This is a genomic window from Herminiimonas aquatilis, assembly GCF_042665175.1.
GTDB classification, from domain to species: Bacteria; Pseudomonadota; Gammaproteobacteria; order Burkholderiales; family Burkholderiaceae_D; genus Oxalicibacterium; species Oxalicibacterium aquatilis.
Genome location: NZ_JBHTCC010000001.1, coordinates 1,642,942 through 1,657,817 on the forward strand (window position 1 = coordinate 1,642,942; position 14,876 = coordinate 1,657,817).

10 protein-coding genes are annotated in these 14,876 nt (G+C 54.5%); 5 read left to right on the forward strand and 5 right to left on the reverse strand.

The window, feature by feature from the left end; all coding sequences use genetic code 11:
• Positions 1–83 precede the first annotated feature (83 nt).
• Positions 84–914: a hypothetical protein gene (locus ACFQO0_RS07590; RefSeq protein WP_382233407.1), complete on the reverse strand. Its 831-nt coding sequence runs from the start codon at positions 912–914 to the stop codon at positions 84–86.
• A gap of 225 nt (positions 915–1,139) precedes the next feature.
• On the opposite strand from ACFQO0_RS07590, the gene ACFQO0_RS07595 reads away from it, so the two are divergent.
• From ACFQO0_RS07595 to ACFQO0_RS07605, 3 genes are all read left to right on the forward strand, one after another.
• Positions 1,140–1,691, forward strand: a complete 552-nt coding sequence (locus tag ACFQO0_RS07595; RefSeq protein ID WP_382233408.1) for an SET domain-containing protein — start codon at positions 1,140–1,142, stop codon at positions 1,689–1,691.
• 808 nt (positions 1,692–2,499) lie between these two features.
• Positions 2,500–3,825 (forward strand): oxalate/formate MFS antiporter, encoded by a 1,326-nt coding sequence (gene oxlT / locus ACFQO0_RS07600; protein ID WP_382233409.1) that lies wholly within the window; start codon positions 2,500–2,502, stop codon positions 3,823–3,825.
• Between the two features lie 334 nt (positions 3,826–4,159).
• Positions 4,160–6,658: a sensor domain-containing protein gene (locus ACFQO0_RS07605; RefSeq protein WP_382233410.1), complete on the forward strand. Its 2,499-nt coding sequence runs from the start codon at positions 4,160–4,162 to the stop codon at positions 6,656–6,658.
• A gap of 123 nt (positions 6,659–6,781) precedes the next feature.
• Here the strand turns inward: ACFQO0_RS07605 and ACFQO0_RS07610 are convergent, their stop codons facing one another.
• The 3 genes from ACFQO0_RS07610 to ACFQO0_RS07620 all read right to left on the reverse strand — a co-directional run bounded on the left by ACFQO0_RS07610 (position 6,782) and on the right by ACFQO0_RS07620 (position 9,337).
• Positions 6,782–8,050 carry an MFS transporter gene (locus ACFQO0_RS07610; RefSeq protein ID WP_382233411.1) on the reverse strand — a complete coding sequence of 423 codons (1,269 nt, stop codon included), beginning with the start codon at positions 8,048–8,050 and terminating at the stop codon, positions 6,782–6,784.
• Positions 8,051–8,180: 130 nt separating this feature from the next.
• Positions 8,181–8,402: a 2-hydroxymuconate tautomerase family protein gene (locus ACFQO0_RS07615; protein WP_382233412.1), complete on the reverse strand. Its 222-nt coding sequence runs from the start codon at positions 8,400–8,402 to the stop codon at positions 8,181–8,183.
• A 179-nt stretch (positions 8,403–8,581) separates the two neighbouring features.
• Positions 8,582–9,337, reverse strand: a complete 756-nt coding sequence (locus tag ACFQO0_RS07620) for an SDR family NAD(P)-dependent oxidoreductase (protein WP_382233413.1) — start codon at positions 9,335–9,337, stop codon at positions 8,582–8,584.
• Positions 9,338–9,509: 172 nt separating this feature from the next.
• On the opposite strand from ACFQO0_RS07620, the gene ACFQO0_RS07625 reads away from it, so the two are divergent.
• A complete protein-coding gene (locus ACFQO0_RS07625) occupies positions 9,510–10,430 on the forward strand; it encodes a LysR family transcriptional regulator (RefSeq protein WP_382233414.1) in 921 nt (306 codons plus the stop codon).
• A 119-nt stretch (positions 10,431–10,549) separates the two neighbouring features.
• On the opposite strand, the gene ACFQO0_RS07630 is transcribed toward ACFQO0_RS07625, so the two are convergent.
• The gene (locus tag ACFQO0_RS07630) at positions 10,550–11,707 is read right to left on the reverse strand and encodes a sensor histidine kinase (protein ID WP_382233415.1); all 1,158 of its coding nucleotides are present in this window, start codon (positions 11,705–11,707) and stop codon (positions 10,550–10,552) included.
• 430 nt (positions 11,708–12,137) lie between these two features.
• Here ACFQO0_RS07630 and ACFQO0_RS07635 point away from each other — a divergent pair, with 430 nt between their 5' ends.
• A complete protein-coding gene (locus tag ACFQO0_RS07635; RefSeq protein ID WP_382233416.1) occupies positions 12,138–14,645 on the forward strand; it encodes a DEAD/DEAH box helicase in 2,508 nt (835 codons plus the stop codon).
• The last annotated feature ends 231 nt before the right edge of the window (positions 14,646–14,876 follow it).

The window sequence follows — 14,876 nt, forward strand, 5'->3', positions numbered from 1 at the left end:
TCTGGTGTGAGTTAATTCAGCGCGGGATAGCTTGAGCGGTCACCGGTCGGCAAGCGCAGTGGCGATGCGGCTGCAGCTACAGCTTAGCGGTAGTACTCGAAGAAATCCCGCTTCAAGAAATCTTCCAGTTCGGCATTGTCCTGGATGCGTGCCGACAGCATCACGACGCGTCCCAGGCGGCGCGATTGCCAGCTGAAGTCGCCCGATTGGCGTTGGCGTATCAGTTCAATCATCTTGCGCACGATGGCGGTATCGATATCGCCATTCAGGCCGGCATCGATTTCCAGCAACTGGCGCGTGGTGTCGCGACGGCGTTCATCCCAGCCGCGAAAGATCATTTCCGCCGTGCGCACACCCTTGAATGTTACCTGGAACACACCGCCGCCATCGTTGCGTCCGCGCGCTTGCGCCTGGCGCATGCTGTGCTGCACGTTGGCGCGTGCAATGGCATTGTCATCCGGTTGCTCTTCGTTTTCCCTGTCGTTACGATCTGGCGTGCCTGCCGCGCGGCGACGTTCGCGCGCATTATTGAGCATGCTCATCATGTCGGTCGGTGCCGCTTCAGGTTGCGCTTGCTGCGGCTTGATCGTGGCGAGCTTTTCCTGCGGCACGGGTACCGGTTTTTTACGCGCAACATCCTGATCTTTGCGCGCCTTTTCTTTTGGCTTGCCAGCCGCTTTGGATACTGGTCGCGTCACGGTGAGGGCTGGAGCGGGCGTGGATTTGCTCGAATTCTCGGACGGCGGCAGCAATTGTATGGATATCGGTGCCGTCATCGACGTGCCGATTTCTTGCGGCGGGGTCGACTGATGCTCCAGCGCAAATAGCAGGATCGCAATATGGAACAACACTGATAGCGCTAAACCGATGGTGCTGCGGTTGCGTGCGTTGGCAAGAATGGAATTGGACTTCATCTTCTACAGCAGGTGGAAACTGCACACATTATGGACTTCTCTGGAATATTTGCTTGAGCAAATAGTGCCCTGCAAAGTCGTTGGCTATCCGTATAAGGCAATCCGCCACCCCTTAAGTTCGATTGATTCGTTTGATAGATTCAATACAGAAAGGATGGCGAGTTATTTTCTTCGTACAATAGCAACACGCGCTACTCCGCGTTTTTCCCAGAAAATCGAATCGAATTGAATACGCCCCCAGATCCAGTCGCGGCAGTTGTTGCCCGCGACACAAATAGCGATGCCGACATGACAGCACTGCCGCTTTATGTCGTCAAGACTTCGACTATCCACGGCACCGGCATTTTCGCCAGGGTCACAATAGAAGCCGGTACATGCATCGTTGAATACCAGGGCGAACGCATTCTGTGGGAAGTTGCGCAAGAACGCGCCGATGCCGAAGGCCCGCTTAATCACACGTATTTCTTCAGTCTTAATGACGGCCGCATTATCGATGGCGGCAGTGGCGGCAACGAAGCACGCTTCATCAACCATTCATGCGAACCCAATTGCGAAGCCGCTGAACATGAAGACGGTCGCGTCTATATTTATTCCCTGCAAGAAATTGCCGCCGGCGAAGAACTCAGTTACGACTACGCATTGATCTTTGAAGAACGCCACACGCCCGCCGTTAAACGCGCATTTGCCTGTTATTGTGGCGCGCCTAGCTGCAGCGGATCGATGTTGATGCCCAAGCGCTCGGCCAGATATCGCGCCCAAAAGGCGCTGTCCCGGTAGTCAAATCCAGGTCGTGCACTAACAACGTCGCATTAACCATGCTGAATGGGCGCTCCGCTCATTCATTGCATCCTTGCAACAAAAATCCTTCCGCCAACGCGTCGCTGAGTGCTCTCAATTGCGCTTTCAATTCTCTTGTCGATGAATTTTTAACGTAATGCTTACGGGAAAATTTGTAAATCCTGACAACGCATTATTGTTAAAGCTGATATCAGCTATTAAAAAATCGCATATCCCAATTTTTTCGAGAGACGCGCTTGAAAGCCTTGCTACGTAAGGATTTTAAGATTTATTGCGACGCAATATAAATGTCAAATTTATCGAAAATAGGTATAACTACGTATTGTTTGGCCAAAAGGACCTACGTATATTCCATCAAAATTTTAACGGGTACTTAACATTACCTTGAGATTGCTGAAGGGCGAACAAGCCAACCGTTTTTTCTGATTCGTGTCTTTATGACGCCGCCGGTTTCCCGGCACCGAGATTGCCCCACGCTAGGCAAAACCCGGTAGTGAAATCCGATCAAGCCGGTTTGTTTGCCCTGAAGAGGTTTTTTCATGCAGGCGGGAAGTTAAGCATGAACTAACCAAATGTTTTGGCGATTCCCGACCGGGTCACCAGAACGAAAGGCGGAACGGCGTTCGACCGGACCAAAGTTTGGCTGCCTTTAAAACGTAAACCTTGAGAGGCCTCTGCATTTGCATAGGCAAATATTCAATCCAAGCATTAGCTGTTTGGTCGCAAGACCAGATGGATTAATGGACATGAGGAACAACATGATGGCAAATTTTAACGGAGCATCCAAATGAGCGGCGGACCAGCAGTAGCATTAGACAAACCAGTCTCCAACAAGCGTTGGTGGCAGCTCGTGGTCGGCGTGATCTGTATGATCGCAACCGCAAACATTCAGTACGCATGGACATTGTTCGTTCCAGAAATCCAGGAGCAATTCGGCTGGAAGCGTGCAGAAATTCAAATTACATTTACCATTTTCGTTCTGGTACAAACCTGGCTCGCACCAATTGAAGGTTACTTCATCGACAAATTGGGCCCACGCCTGATGGTCGCATTCGGCGCGATCTTTATCGGTTTTGCATGGTATCTGAACTCGCAAGCTACCTCCCTGACCGGCTTCTACGTCGGCGCAGTGTTCGGTGGTATCGGCGTCGGTTCGATCTACGCAACATGTATCAACAACGCGTTGAAATGGTTCCCGGACCGTCGTGGTCTGGCAGTTGGCTTGACCGCTGGTGGTTACGGTGCTGGTTCCGCTGCAACGATTCTGCCTATCGCAGCAATGATCGAAACATCGGGTTTCCAAGCAACATTCCTTTTCTTTGGCATCTTGCAAGGTGGTCTGGCATTCGTCGCAGCCTGGTTCCTGCGTTCGCCACTCAAAGGTGAAATCAGCATTGCGAGCAGCAAACTGGCACAGGCAACACGCGATTACACATTGAAAGAAGCGCTGAACACAAAACTGTTCTGGCTCATGTTCTTCATGTTCATCTGCGTGGTTACTGGCGGCATGATGGCAGTTGCTCAGTTGGGCGTTATCGCAACCGATCTGGGTGTGAAAGAGTTCGAAGTTGATATGTACTTCTTTGTCATGGCAGCGTTGCCACTGGCATTGATGCTCGATCGCATCATGAACGGTATCTCGCGTCCATTGTTTGGCTGGATCTCGGATAACATCGGCCGTGAAAAAACCATGGTTATCGCGTTCACACTGGAAGGCTTCGGCATTATTGCTCTGGGCTACTTCGGTTCGAACCCATGGGCGTTCTTGATCTTGTCCGGCGTTGTGTTCCTGGCATGGGGCGAAGTGTATTCCCTGTTCTCGGCTCTGGCTGGCGATGCATTCGGCACCAAGCACATCGGTAAGATCTACGGCGTGTTGTACACCGCTAAAGGTATCGGTGCACTGTTTGTTCCAGTCGGTAACTTGATGATGGAAGCAACCGGCACATGGTCTACCGTTCTGTACACGGTTGCATGTATGGATCTGACCGCAGCAGTACTCGCTATCGTTGCTCTCCGACCGACGCTGAAGAAACACGTGGCGTTGTCAAGAGAGAAGCTCGCAGCAGAAAATGCAGCAGCAGCGGCTGGCGGATCACCTGCTCACGCTTAAGTAGTCTTCTCCCCTAGTAGTAAATAGTCTCAACTTTCAGGGCTCCTTCGGGAGCCCTTTTTTTATCTGCATTATTTCGTCGATCCCCCATATTTATGGGAGGTTTTATTCCTTTCTATCCAGTAATCTTTTCGCTATATTACTAATGAATAAATGCAGTGAAATACTTGCAAATAAGCAAGTAAATAGGCGAATAAAAAGAGACTGAAAAAAGGATGAGTGCGATCTGGTAAGCCTTGGATTTGCCCTCAATACACGCAGCCACGGAACGCATGTTGCTGAAAATAATTAGAACCTGACAGGCGAGATTGCCGGCGGTTCCGGAGGCGTACAAATGGATTCATTCAATGACGGCGCGATTGACGGCGCTCTCATCGCCAGCAATGACGACAACATCGTATTGTCGAAAGACGATAGCGTAGATCAGTATTTCAAGGCCATCGTTGCTTCCTCCGATGACGCCATCATTAGCAAAAATCTCAAGGGTATCGTCACCAGCTGGAACGCCGGCGCACAACTGCTGTTCGGCTATTCAGCACAAGAGATGATCGGGCATTCGCTGCTGAAGCTGTTTCCGCCCGACAAGGCGAATGAAGAACAATTCATACTCGAAAAAATCATCGCCGGCGAAAAAGTCCACCATTTTGAAACCATCAGGCTGCACAAGGACGGTACCGCGCTCAATATTTCTGTCACTATTTCGCCTATCTACGATCAGCATGGGGTAGTAATTGGTGCCTCCAAGGTGGCGCGCGATATCACAGAGTACATGCGTCTCGACAGTGAGGCACAACGATATCAGGCGATTGTGCAATCGTCGGATGACGCCATTATCGGCAAATCTCTGAGCGGCATCGTCACCAGCTGGAACCGCGGCGCGCAAGCGATGTTTGGATATAGTGCGGAAGAAATGATCGGTCAACCCATGTTGATTTTGTTGCCGGCGAATCGACAAGATGAAGAAGCGACCATCCTGAATCGTTTGCGCAAAGGCGAAAAAGTAGAGCATTTTGAGACGCTACGCGTTTGCAAAAACGGGCGCCTTATAGAAGTGTCTGTCACCATCTCGCCGATTTTCGACCAACATGGCGCGGTGACAGGCGCGTCTAGTATTGCTCGCGATATCACCGATAGAAAGCAGGCAGAAGCACGACTCGAGCTGACTTCCCGCGTCTTCACCAATACCAATGAAGCGATCGTCATCACCGATGCATTCGGCATCATCATCGAAGTCAATGAAGCCTTTTCCAGCATCTCCGGCTACACGCGCGACGACGTCATTGGTCATCCGCCAACGATGTTCAACTCCAGTCGGCAAGGGCCGGAAGTCATGGCGGCTCTGCTCGACAGCCTGGATCGGCATGGGCGCTATCAGGGCGAGTTATGGAGCCGTCGCAAAAACGGCGAGTCCTATGCCGGTTACGTCAAGGTAAGCATCGTGCACGATGCGGCCAACAATGTACAAAATTACGTCGCCTTGTTTGCCGACATCACATCGCTGCGCATCAAACAGGAAGAGCTGGAGCACCTCGCGCATTTCGATGCGCTCACCGACTTGCCTAATCGGATATTGCTGTCAGACCGTTTGCATCAGGCCATGGCGCTCAGCCAGCGTACCAAAAAATCACTGGCCGTGCTCTACCTCGACCTCGATGGGTTCAAGGAGATTAACGACGAGTACGGTCACGATGTCGGCGATGAAATGCTGGTCGCGGTATCGCATAACATGAAAGCCGTTCTGCGCAATGTCGATACGCTGGCGCGCATCGGTGGCGACGAATACGCAGTCGTACTGGCCGATGTGCAGGGGCCGCATCAATGCGGCTGCATGGTGGAGCGTATTCTCAACGCGTGTGCCAAACCGGTGGTCCTGCAAGGCAATCTGCTGCGTATATCGGCCAGCATAGGCGTCACCATTTATCCGCAGGACGACGTCGACGCCGATCAACTCCTGCGCCATGCTGATCGCGCCATGTATGAAGCCAAGCAGGCCGGCAAGAATCGTTATCACATCTTCGATTCCGCGCTGGATGCCGAAGTAAAAAACCTGGGTTTGCAGCATGAACGCATACGGCATGCGCTGGCCACCAATGAATTCTTCCTGCGCTATCAGCCCAAGGTCAATATGCGTACCGGCGTCGTTGTCGGCGTCGAGGCATTGATACGCTGGAATCATCCAGAACTTGGCATGCTCGCGCCGGATGCATTTTTGCCTTCGATTGAATTTCATCCTTTAAGCGAAGAGGTGGACGAGTGGGTCCTCAATGCCGCGTTGTGGCAGATGGACGCGTGGCGCAACGCCGGCCTCAATATATCTGTCAGCGTCAACATCGGCGCACGGCAATTGCAGAGAAGAGATTTTGCGCAGCGACTGGCCGCATCGCTGGCCAAATATCCGGACGTCGATCCGCATATGCTGGATATCGAGATCCTGGAGACCAGCGCGTTGCAGGATATCCAGGCTGTCGCTGACGTGATACGCGAATGCCAGCTATCCGGTGTGTGCTTTTCCGTCGATGACTTCGGCACCGGCTATTCATCGCTCACTTATCTACGGCATTTTCCTGCCGAAACGCTCAAGATCGATCGCAGCTTTGTCGGCAATATGCTGGAAGACAGCGAGAACCGCGCCATCGTTCAAGCCATCGTCGGGTTGGCAACGGTGTTTCGGCGTGACGTGCTGGCAGAAGGTGTGGAGACGGTAGAGATCGCTGAAAAGCTGCTGGAGCTGGGTTGCGAACTGGGGCAGGGCTACGGCATCTCCAAGCCGCTACTTGCAGCAGAAATACCGGCTTGGGTCGCCAACTGGCAATCACTGCCATCTCTAGAATAGAGCCGCAAAACCGTAGTGCCTGTCCATCACGTGCAGGTGTGTCCGGCATTCGTATCAATTGCTTTCATCACTTATTTTCGTTATTTATTCTCTTCACTGGTCCTGGCCTCGTATCTTCACCAGCTATACGTCTTGCGACGGCCGCCCGGATACGCGTTCCTTGATATCCGCATCTGTATCTGCGTTCATACCTTCCTCTGCATCTATCGTCGCTGCGGAAGGCGAGGTGCAGGTATACAGAATCGCACCCGCGCCGCAGATCGCGATCAATGCCAGCAAGGTTCCGGTATAGCCGCCGGTCGCCGAATACACCAGCGACGCCACAAACGGACCGGCCGCGATCGCGATCATTACCGGCGCTGCCATCGCACCGCTGACCGCGCCGTAAATATCGCGTCCATACAATTCAGCCGGCAAGGTGCCACGCACGATGGTCATGATGCCATTGCCTATCCCATACATCGCCGCAAACAAAACCAGCATGGCAAACCAGTCCGTCGGCGTGAATAACAGGATCAGCGCCATCGGCAACAGCCACATCGCAATCATCCCCACCTTGTAGGAACTCGTATTGCGGCCAAAGGTGGTCTCCAGCAGCCGTCCCAACACTTGCATCGGCCCGACCATCGCGCCAATCAGCGCCGCATGCACGGGTGAAATACCTTTGCTTTGCAGGATCGACATCATATGCAACGACATCGCCGAGAACACCAGCGCGTTGAAGGTCAGTGCTGCCGTCAGCAGATAGAAGCGCCGTTCGCGCAGCACCGCCGCCAGGCTTGCCTTGTGCGTATCGCGATGGCTGTGCGCATCCGCAGCGGGGGAGAAGTCAGGCAGACGCCAGTGAATCGGGAAGCACAGCAGCAGATTGATCGCTGCATAGATCAGCCACGTATCGCGCCAGCCGAAATGATCGGACAGGAACTGCGTCAACGGCCAGAACACGGTACTGGAGAAGCCGCCAAACAGCGTCACCAGCGTGATCGCGCGCCGGTAATTATTGCCGAACACTTGTGTCAGTACGGCAAATGCAGATTGGTACAGCGTCGCACTCATCGCCACGCCGATGCCAGCCCACACCAGATACAGGCTCAACACGCTATTCACATTCGACAAGAAAGCCAGCATCAATGCAGCCAGCAAACTGCCTGCACCCATCAGCAGGCGACCGCCGATGCGATCGACGATAGATCCCGCCAGCATCGACAGGCAACCGGATATCAGCAACGCGACGGAATAGGCACCAACGACGACAGAGCGCGAAATTTGCAACTCCGCTTCCATCGGTTGCATCAATACGCCGTACGCATAAAACATGGAGCCCCAGCCGACGATCTGCGTCAGGCCGAGCAGGGGGATGAGCCAGGTTGGCTTGCGCTCAGTAGTATTCATTCATTCTTGAATGATGCCAGTCTTGTTTGTTTGGGCGGGATGCCTGCCCATAGTAACTGGAATAAAAATTTGTGTTGTCGGTCGTAACGGCTGGCACCATCACGACCGGCAATCCGGCGCACTGCTACGATCAGCCCGCGGCCTTTTTGTCAGCCTCGCGCTTGCGCAAGGTGGTGATGTTTTCGCGATTGAGGCCCCAGTTATCGGTCTCCACTTCGTCAATGATGACGAAGGTGGTTGCCGGGTTCTTGTTCAATACGCGGCTCAGCAAATCAGTCGCGCCCTCTATCAATGCCAGCTTTTGTTCTGCGGTGGCACCTTCACGCGTGATGCGGATATTGACGTATGGCATGGTGTGTTCTCCTTCTGGTTTGAATCAATCATGTAATCCACTCTCTGCGCCGACTGCAAGGCAACGACAGCGAGCGGCGTCTAACACTAGGGCGACGACGGTATCGATCGAGACCGGCTAGGCATGCATCGCCACAGCTTCAGCAATACCCGCCCCGTCGCCCATTTTGGCCCAGCTTGTTACCAGGTGCCAGCTGTCCCGCCGCCATCCACCGGCAGCACCACGCCTGTCGTGAACTTCGAATCAGTCAGGTACAACACAGCATCGACAACATCCTTGGTGACGCCGGTGGTACCTGTCGGTGCCAGGCGACGGAAGAATGCTTGCGTCGCTTCATCATCGCTATGCATGGGTGTCTTGATGATGCCTGGTGCAACTGCATTGACCTTCACATTCGATGCCGCGAGTTCGATGGCGAGGCCGCGCGTTGCATGGTTCAAGCCGCCTTTGATCAGCACCGGCAGCAGGGCTGGTACCAGCGCATTCGGCTGCATTGCGATGCCGGCCGTGATCGTCACGATATGACCTTGCTGGTTGGCCACCATGTGCGCCGCAGCTTCTTGCGTTGGGTAGAAGAAGCCCTTCAGATTAGTATCGACGATGGTGTTCAAATCATCTTCGGTGTAATCGACCACAGGCTTGGCGGTAAAGATGCCGGCGTTGTTGATCAGGATATCGACCTTGCCGAAAGCGGCAATCGCTTGCTCGAACAGTTTCTTCGCAGTCGCGGGTTTGGAGATGTCGCCCTCCACCATCAGGAAGTTTTTCGGCGAACCCAGTTTTTCTGCTGCGATCTGCAGGCGTGCCAGGGTGCGTGCATTGCCGACCACGTTGTAACCGCGTTTCAGATATTCCGCTGCAATCGCAAAGCCGATGCCGCTTGATGCGCCGGTGACGATGGCTGTTTTGTTGCCGGTACTTGTTGCTGTGCTCATGTTCAATTCCTCAATAAAGTATGTGATTGCGCAGTGCCTAGTCGCTCTTCACTGCATCTTGGCGGGGCTTTGTGTGTTCCCGATGTGATGAACTATACTTATGTCGATTGAGGTGATAAATACAGGTTTTAACAAATTACCTGATACCTGATGTAACTAATGAGGACGCACGATGAAACGCAATTTCGACGATATCCAGCTCGGCAGCATAGAACTGTTTTGCCTCGCGGCGGAGCTCAGCAGCTTCACCGCCGCCGCCAATGCAGCCAGCGTCACACCTGCCGCCGTCAGCCGTTCTGTCTCGCGACTGGAAGAGCGTCTGGGCGTGCGCCTGTTTGTGCGCACCACGCGGCAGATACGCCTGACTGAAGCAGGGCGCGTCTATTTCGAGCAATGTCGGCAAGCGCTGTCGCAACTGGTGGATGCCGAACGGCTGGTGACCGGCGAGCAGGTCGCGCCGGCCGGGCTGCTACGCATCAGCATGCCGACACCGTATGCGCATTACCGCTTGCTGCCCTTGCTGCCCAAGTTTCGCGCCTTGTATCCGGATGTGCAGGTCGATGTACATGTGAGCAATCGCAATATCGATTTCGCCGAAGAGGGCTATGACCTCGCGATACGCGGGCGCGCACCGACCGACTCCAACATGATCGCGCGCAAGCTGGAAGATGCCGAGCTGGTACTCGTCGCATCGCCCGATTACTTGAAGCGCGCGGGCACGCCGAAGAAGCTGGAAGATCTGCAGTCGCATGAATGCATACAGTTTGAATTGCCCAGCACCGGGCGCAAGATTCCTTGGCAATTCCACGTCGACAAAAAAGAGGTTTTTATCAGCACCGCGGGCGGTTATTGCTGTTCAGAAGATGTATTGGGGATCGTCACGCTCGCGCGCAACGGTGCAGGGCTGGTGCAAACCTATCGCTTCATCGTCGAGAAGGATTTGGAGAAGGGCGATCTGGTCGAATTGTTGCCGCGCTCTGGCGGCACCTCGCGACCATTCATACTGCTGTATCCACACGCGCGTCATATGTCATTGCGCGTGCGGACCTTTGTCAATTTTCTGGTTGAAAATCTAGCTAGGGATGTGAGCTGAAAAAAAAGGGGGTTCGCAACAACGGCGAGCATGCCGCCGAATGCGGTGTTGAGCATCTGGCGCATGTATCGCCGAATTTACAGCCGGATCTATAGCGCGAATCTATAACCGAACCGTGCTTACTGTATCTGCTGCAACGTCGGCGCATCGAGGAAAGGCCGCGCATCAATCGGTATATCGATGATGAAAGTCGTCCCCGCATCCGGCGAGCTGTCGGTCACGATGCTGCCGCCATGGCTTTCTGCCACGCTGCGCACGAACGGCAAGCCCAGGCCCCAACCCTGCTCATTCTCGTCATTCGCAATCTTGGCGCGCTCGAATACCTGGAACACCGACTCCAGTTGATCCGGCGGGATAGGATTGCCTTCGTTATGCACAGAGATCAGGATGCGGCCGTGATAGTGATCGATCTTGATTGTGATCGGCGTATCTTTAGAACCGTATTTCAGCGCATTGCCGATCAGGTTTTCCAGTGCACGCTGCAAGGCATCGCGACCCCACCATCCGGTCACGTCTTCGCCGACGACTTCAAAGCGCGAACCATAGATATCGAAGGATTCGTCGCAGACCTGCCGCACCACTTGCATGATATTGAAGTTGGTCAGGTGCAGCTTCAGCCGCTCGCCCTGTTCGAACACCACGATATCCAGCAGCTCGCGAATCATCCTGTCCATGCGGCCGACGTTCTGCTTGATCTTGTCGCTCAGTTCGCCGATCACCTTCGGGTCGCTGGTTCTACCGATACGCTCGGCAAACATCTGCACCGCATTCAAGGGGCTGCGCAAGTCATGCGCCAGCGTCGCTACAAAGCGTTCGCGAAAAGCACTTTGCACCAGTGAGAAAGCGGTCGCCGATTCCTTGATCGTCGCGTCCAGTGTCATGTTGATGATGCGCATATCGGTTTCCGTCAGATGCAAACCGTTTTCTGCCAGCACATCAAAGATGGCCAAACGCAACACCTGATATTCGGATATCACCGTGCTCAAATCATAGTTGGTCAGCCGCGCACGCTCGTTGCCATGCTCGGCAGCAACCGTGGTTTCCAGTACGCCATTGCTGTTGCGCGCGTAATCGGGCGTGATCGCTTCGGCAAGATTGGCATACACCACCGGCATCGTATTCACCAGTATCGGCTGCGACAGTCCCGCCGCCTTCGAGATAGTCGCGCGCATGCGCGCTTGCCATTCATTCAGCACGGCATCCCGCAATTCCAGCATCCTCAAAGAGGTAGCGGAGAGCTCGGCAGAAGTGATGTTTTTGGCATTGGTGCTGGTCATGGCGTGCGGTTCTATCGTTACAGGTGAAATCTCAAGACGACAGGATACACGGGGTAAAGGCGCGAGGTGCGCCAGCTTGCTAAAAGGGTGGTTTGCTTGGTAAAAAAGCGACGGGCAATGAAGTAGGTCTCGCACAAAGGTATCGCTTGATTGCCGAGAAGAATTTAAAAAACGGGCAATCTGGTCGAACATTTTGCATGCGGCATACGGTACTTTTTGCGATTGGGAGATATCAGGAAAAGAATCTGGAAATCGATATGTAATTTTGAATTTGTACGATCTTACGGTTGCGCTTTCGCCCCACACATTAAGCCTTTCTCGGGCGTTTGCGGACGGGTAAACGAGTTTATTCAGGGCTTTTGGACGGCAACAGAGTAAACTACGTCCCATCTTTCGCATTTCCGCGAAACGACCATTTTTGTGAGCATCTATGTCTGACCCAACCTTCCCCCTATTTGCCGACCTTAACCTGAGCGAGCCGCTGTTGCGCGTGCTGAAAGAGCTTGGTTACGAGTCGCCATCGCCTATTCAGGCTGCCACGATTCCGCTGCTGCTGAATAACGCCGATGTACTGGGGCAGGCGCAGACCGGCACTGGTAAAACGGCGGCTTTTGCGCTGCCTATTCTTGCCCGCATCGATATCAAGCAAACCACACCGCAAGCGCTGGTGCTGGCACCTACGCGTGAGCTGGCGATCCAGGTGGCCGAGGCTTTTCAGCGTTATGCGACGCATATTCCCGGTTTTCACGTGTTGCCGATTTATGGCGGCCAGAGCTACGGTTCGCAGTTAAGCGCCTTGCGTCGTGGCGTGCATGTGGTGGTCGGTACCCCGGGTCGCGTGATCGACCATCTGGAAAAAGGCTCGCTCGATCTGTCCAAGATCAAGACCATGGTGCTGGATGAAGCCGACGAGATGCTGCGCATGGGCTTTATCGATGACGTAGAAACCATTCTGCAAAAGACGCCGGAATCGCGCCAGACCGCCTTGTTCTCGGCGACCATGCCATCCGCCATCAAGCGCATTGCGACCACCTACTTGCGCGATCCGGAAATGATTACCGTCGCTGCCAAGACCGGCACTGCCGACAATATTCGCCAGCGCTACTGGCTGGTCAGCGGTATGCAAAAGCTCGAGGCGTTGACACGCATCCTGGAAGCGGAAACCTTCGACGGCATGATCATCTTTGCGCGTACCAAACTAGGCACCGAAGAACTGGCCAGCAAATTGCAGGCGCGCGGTTTCTCCGCAGCGGCGATCAATGGCGACATCCAGCAGCAGCAACGCGAGCGCACGATCCAGCAACTGAAGGATGGCAAGATCGACATCCTGGTCGCGACTGACGTTGCTGCACGCGGTCTGGACGTTGAGCGCATCAGCCACGTGATTAACTACGACGTGCCGCACGATCCGGAAAGCTATACCCATCGCATCGGCCGTACCGGTCGCGCTGGCCGTAGCGGTGAAGCGATTTTGTTCATCGCGCCGCGTGAACGCAATCTGTTGAAAGCTATCGAGCGTGCCACGCGCCAGCCTATCTCTGTGCTGGAATTGCCTAGCGTCGAGGCGGTCAACGATGTGCGTATCTCGAAGTTCAAGGAACAGATTGCAGAAACCATCGCGGCTGGCGGACTGGACGTATTCCATTCGCTGATCGAGGATTACGAGCGCGAACACAATGTGCCTGCAGTCGAAATCGCTGCCGCGCTGGCCAAGATGGCGCGCGGCGATGTGCCGCTGCTGATTGACAAGAACAAGCCTGCGCCACGCGAATCGTGGGGCAGCGACAAGCCGGTATCGGGCGGTCGCTTTGAACGTGCTGAGCGTTTTGAACGCAATGACAGACCAGAGCGTTCGGAAAGATTCGAACGTCCGGAACGTGGTGACCGTCCCGAGCGTTCGGCTGCACCGCGCAAGGAACGTGTTGCGCGTGCGCCGGATGAAGGCATGCAAACTTTCCGCATCGACGTCGGCCATGCGCACGGCGTCAAGCCGGGCAATATCGTCGGCGCGATTGCGAATGAAGCGAACCTCGATTCCAAATACATAGGTCGTATCGAAATCTATGATGACTACAGCACACTCGATCTGCCGGACAGCCTGCCGTCCGACATGCTCGAGCACCTGAAAAAAGTCTGGGTCGCCGGTCAGCAATTGAATATCACGGCAGACGGCGAGGGCGCTGGATCAGCAACAACATCAGCCTCAGCCTCAGCCTCAGCGTCGGCACCAGCAGCGAGAAAAGAAGCGTCTTTCGACAAGCCGGCCCGCAAGGAAAAAGCCGATTACGCGGACAGCAAGGAACGTCCAGCGCGTGCGGAGCGTCCTGCGCCTGCACCAGTGGCCGCATCGGCAGCAGTAACAGCACCAGCAGCACCAGCAGCCGCGCTCAAGAAAGAACATTTCGACAGCGACGAACCAGTGGCTAAAGAGCCGGGTGCACAAAAGAAAGAACGGACCGCGCAGAAAAAAGCGGGTGCAGTCGATATGGAGCCTTTCCGTATTGAAGTCGGTCATGCGCACGGCATCAAACCTGCCAACATCGTCGGTGCCATCGCCAACGAAGCAGGGCTGGAGGCGAAGTACATAGGCCGCATCGAAATCTTTGAAAATCACAGCCTGCTGGATCTGCCTGCCGGCATGCCGGATGAGGTCTTCGATCAGCTCAAAACCGTTTCCATCGCCGGCAATCCTTTGCGCATCAGCCATTCGGGCTTGCGTCCGATGGAAGAAAAGACGATGGACAAGCGCGTCACGATTGCACCGCCAAGCAAGGGCGGCGATAGACGTGTGGCCGACAAGGCGCGCGGCAACAAGCCGGTATCCAAGCGCGTTGCTGTCGCTGGTGGCAAGCCCTTCGCTGCACCACGCGCGCCATCCAAACCATCGACCGGCCCATCCGGCAAGCCGATGATCAAGTTGGGTAGCAAACGGAAGTAAGCAGTGGCAAGTACGCGTTAAGCGGTATCGCTGAATAAAAAAGAGGACGAAATTTTCGTCCTCTTTTTTTTGCCCGTTCGCAAGCTCGCAGTCGCAGGGCTATCAATCCGCAGTCGGCAACTATTGCTTGAGCGCATGCGCAAGGACTGGGAACGAAAATTGCAGCTTTGCGGCGTGTGTCCGGGCTTTATGTTCATTTTTGAATGCGGGTTTTTGTAGTGGCGCGCCCGC

Excerpts from the sequence above, each read along its gene's own strand:
- ACFQO0_RS07590 (WP_382233407.1), bottom strand. The coding sequence starts at position 914 with ATGAAGTCCAATTCCATTCTTGCCAACGCACGCAACCGCAGCACCATC.
- oxlT (WP_382233409.1), top strand. The coding sequence starts at position 2,500 with ATGAGCGGCGGACCAGCAGTAGCATTAGACAAACCAGTCTCCAACAAG.
- ACFQO0_RS07605 (WP_382233410.1), top strand. The coding sequence starts at position 4,160 with ATGGATTCATTCAATGACGGCGCGATTGACGGCGCTCTCATCGCCAGC.
- ACFQO0_RS07610 (WP_382233411.1), bottom strand. The coding sequence starts at position 8,050 with ATGAATACTACTGAGCGCAAGCCAACCTGGCTCATCCCCCTGCTCGGC.
- ACFQO0_RS07615 (WP_382233412.1), bottom strand. The coding sequence starts at position 8,402 with ATGCCATACGTCAATATCCGCATCACGCGTGAAGGTGCCACCGCAGAA.
- ACFQO0_RS07620 (WP_382233413.1), bottom strand. The coding sequence starts at position 9,337 with ATGAGCACAGCAACAAGTACCGGCAACAAAACAGCCATCGTCACCGGC.
- ACFQO0_RS07625 (WP_382233414.1), top strand. The coding sequence starts at position 9,510 with ATGAAACGCAATTTCGACGATATCCAGCTCGGCAGCATAGAACTGTTT.
- ACFQO0_RS07630 (WP_382233415.1), bottom strand. The coding sequence starts at position 11,707 with ATGACCAGCACCAATGCCAAAAACATCACTTCTGCCGAGCTCTCCGCT.
- ACFQO0_RS07635 (WP_382233416.1), top strand. The coding sequence starts at position 12,138 with ATGTCTGACCCAACCTTCCCCCTATTTGCCGACCTTAACCTGAGCGAG.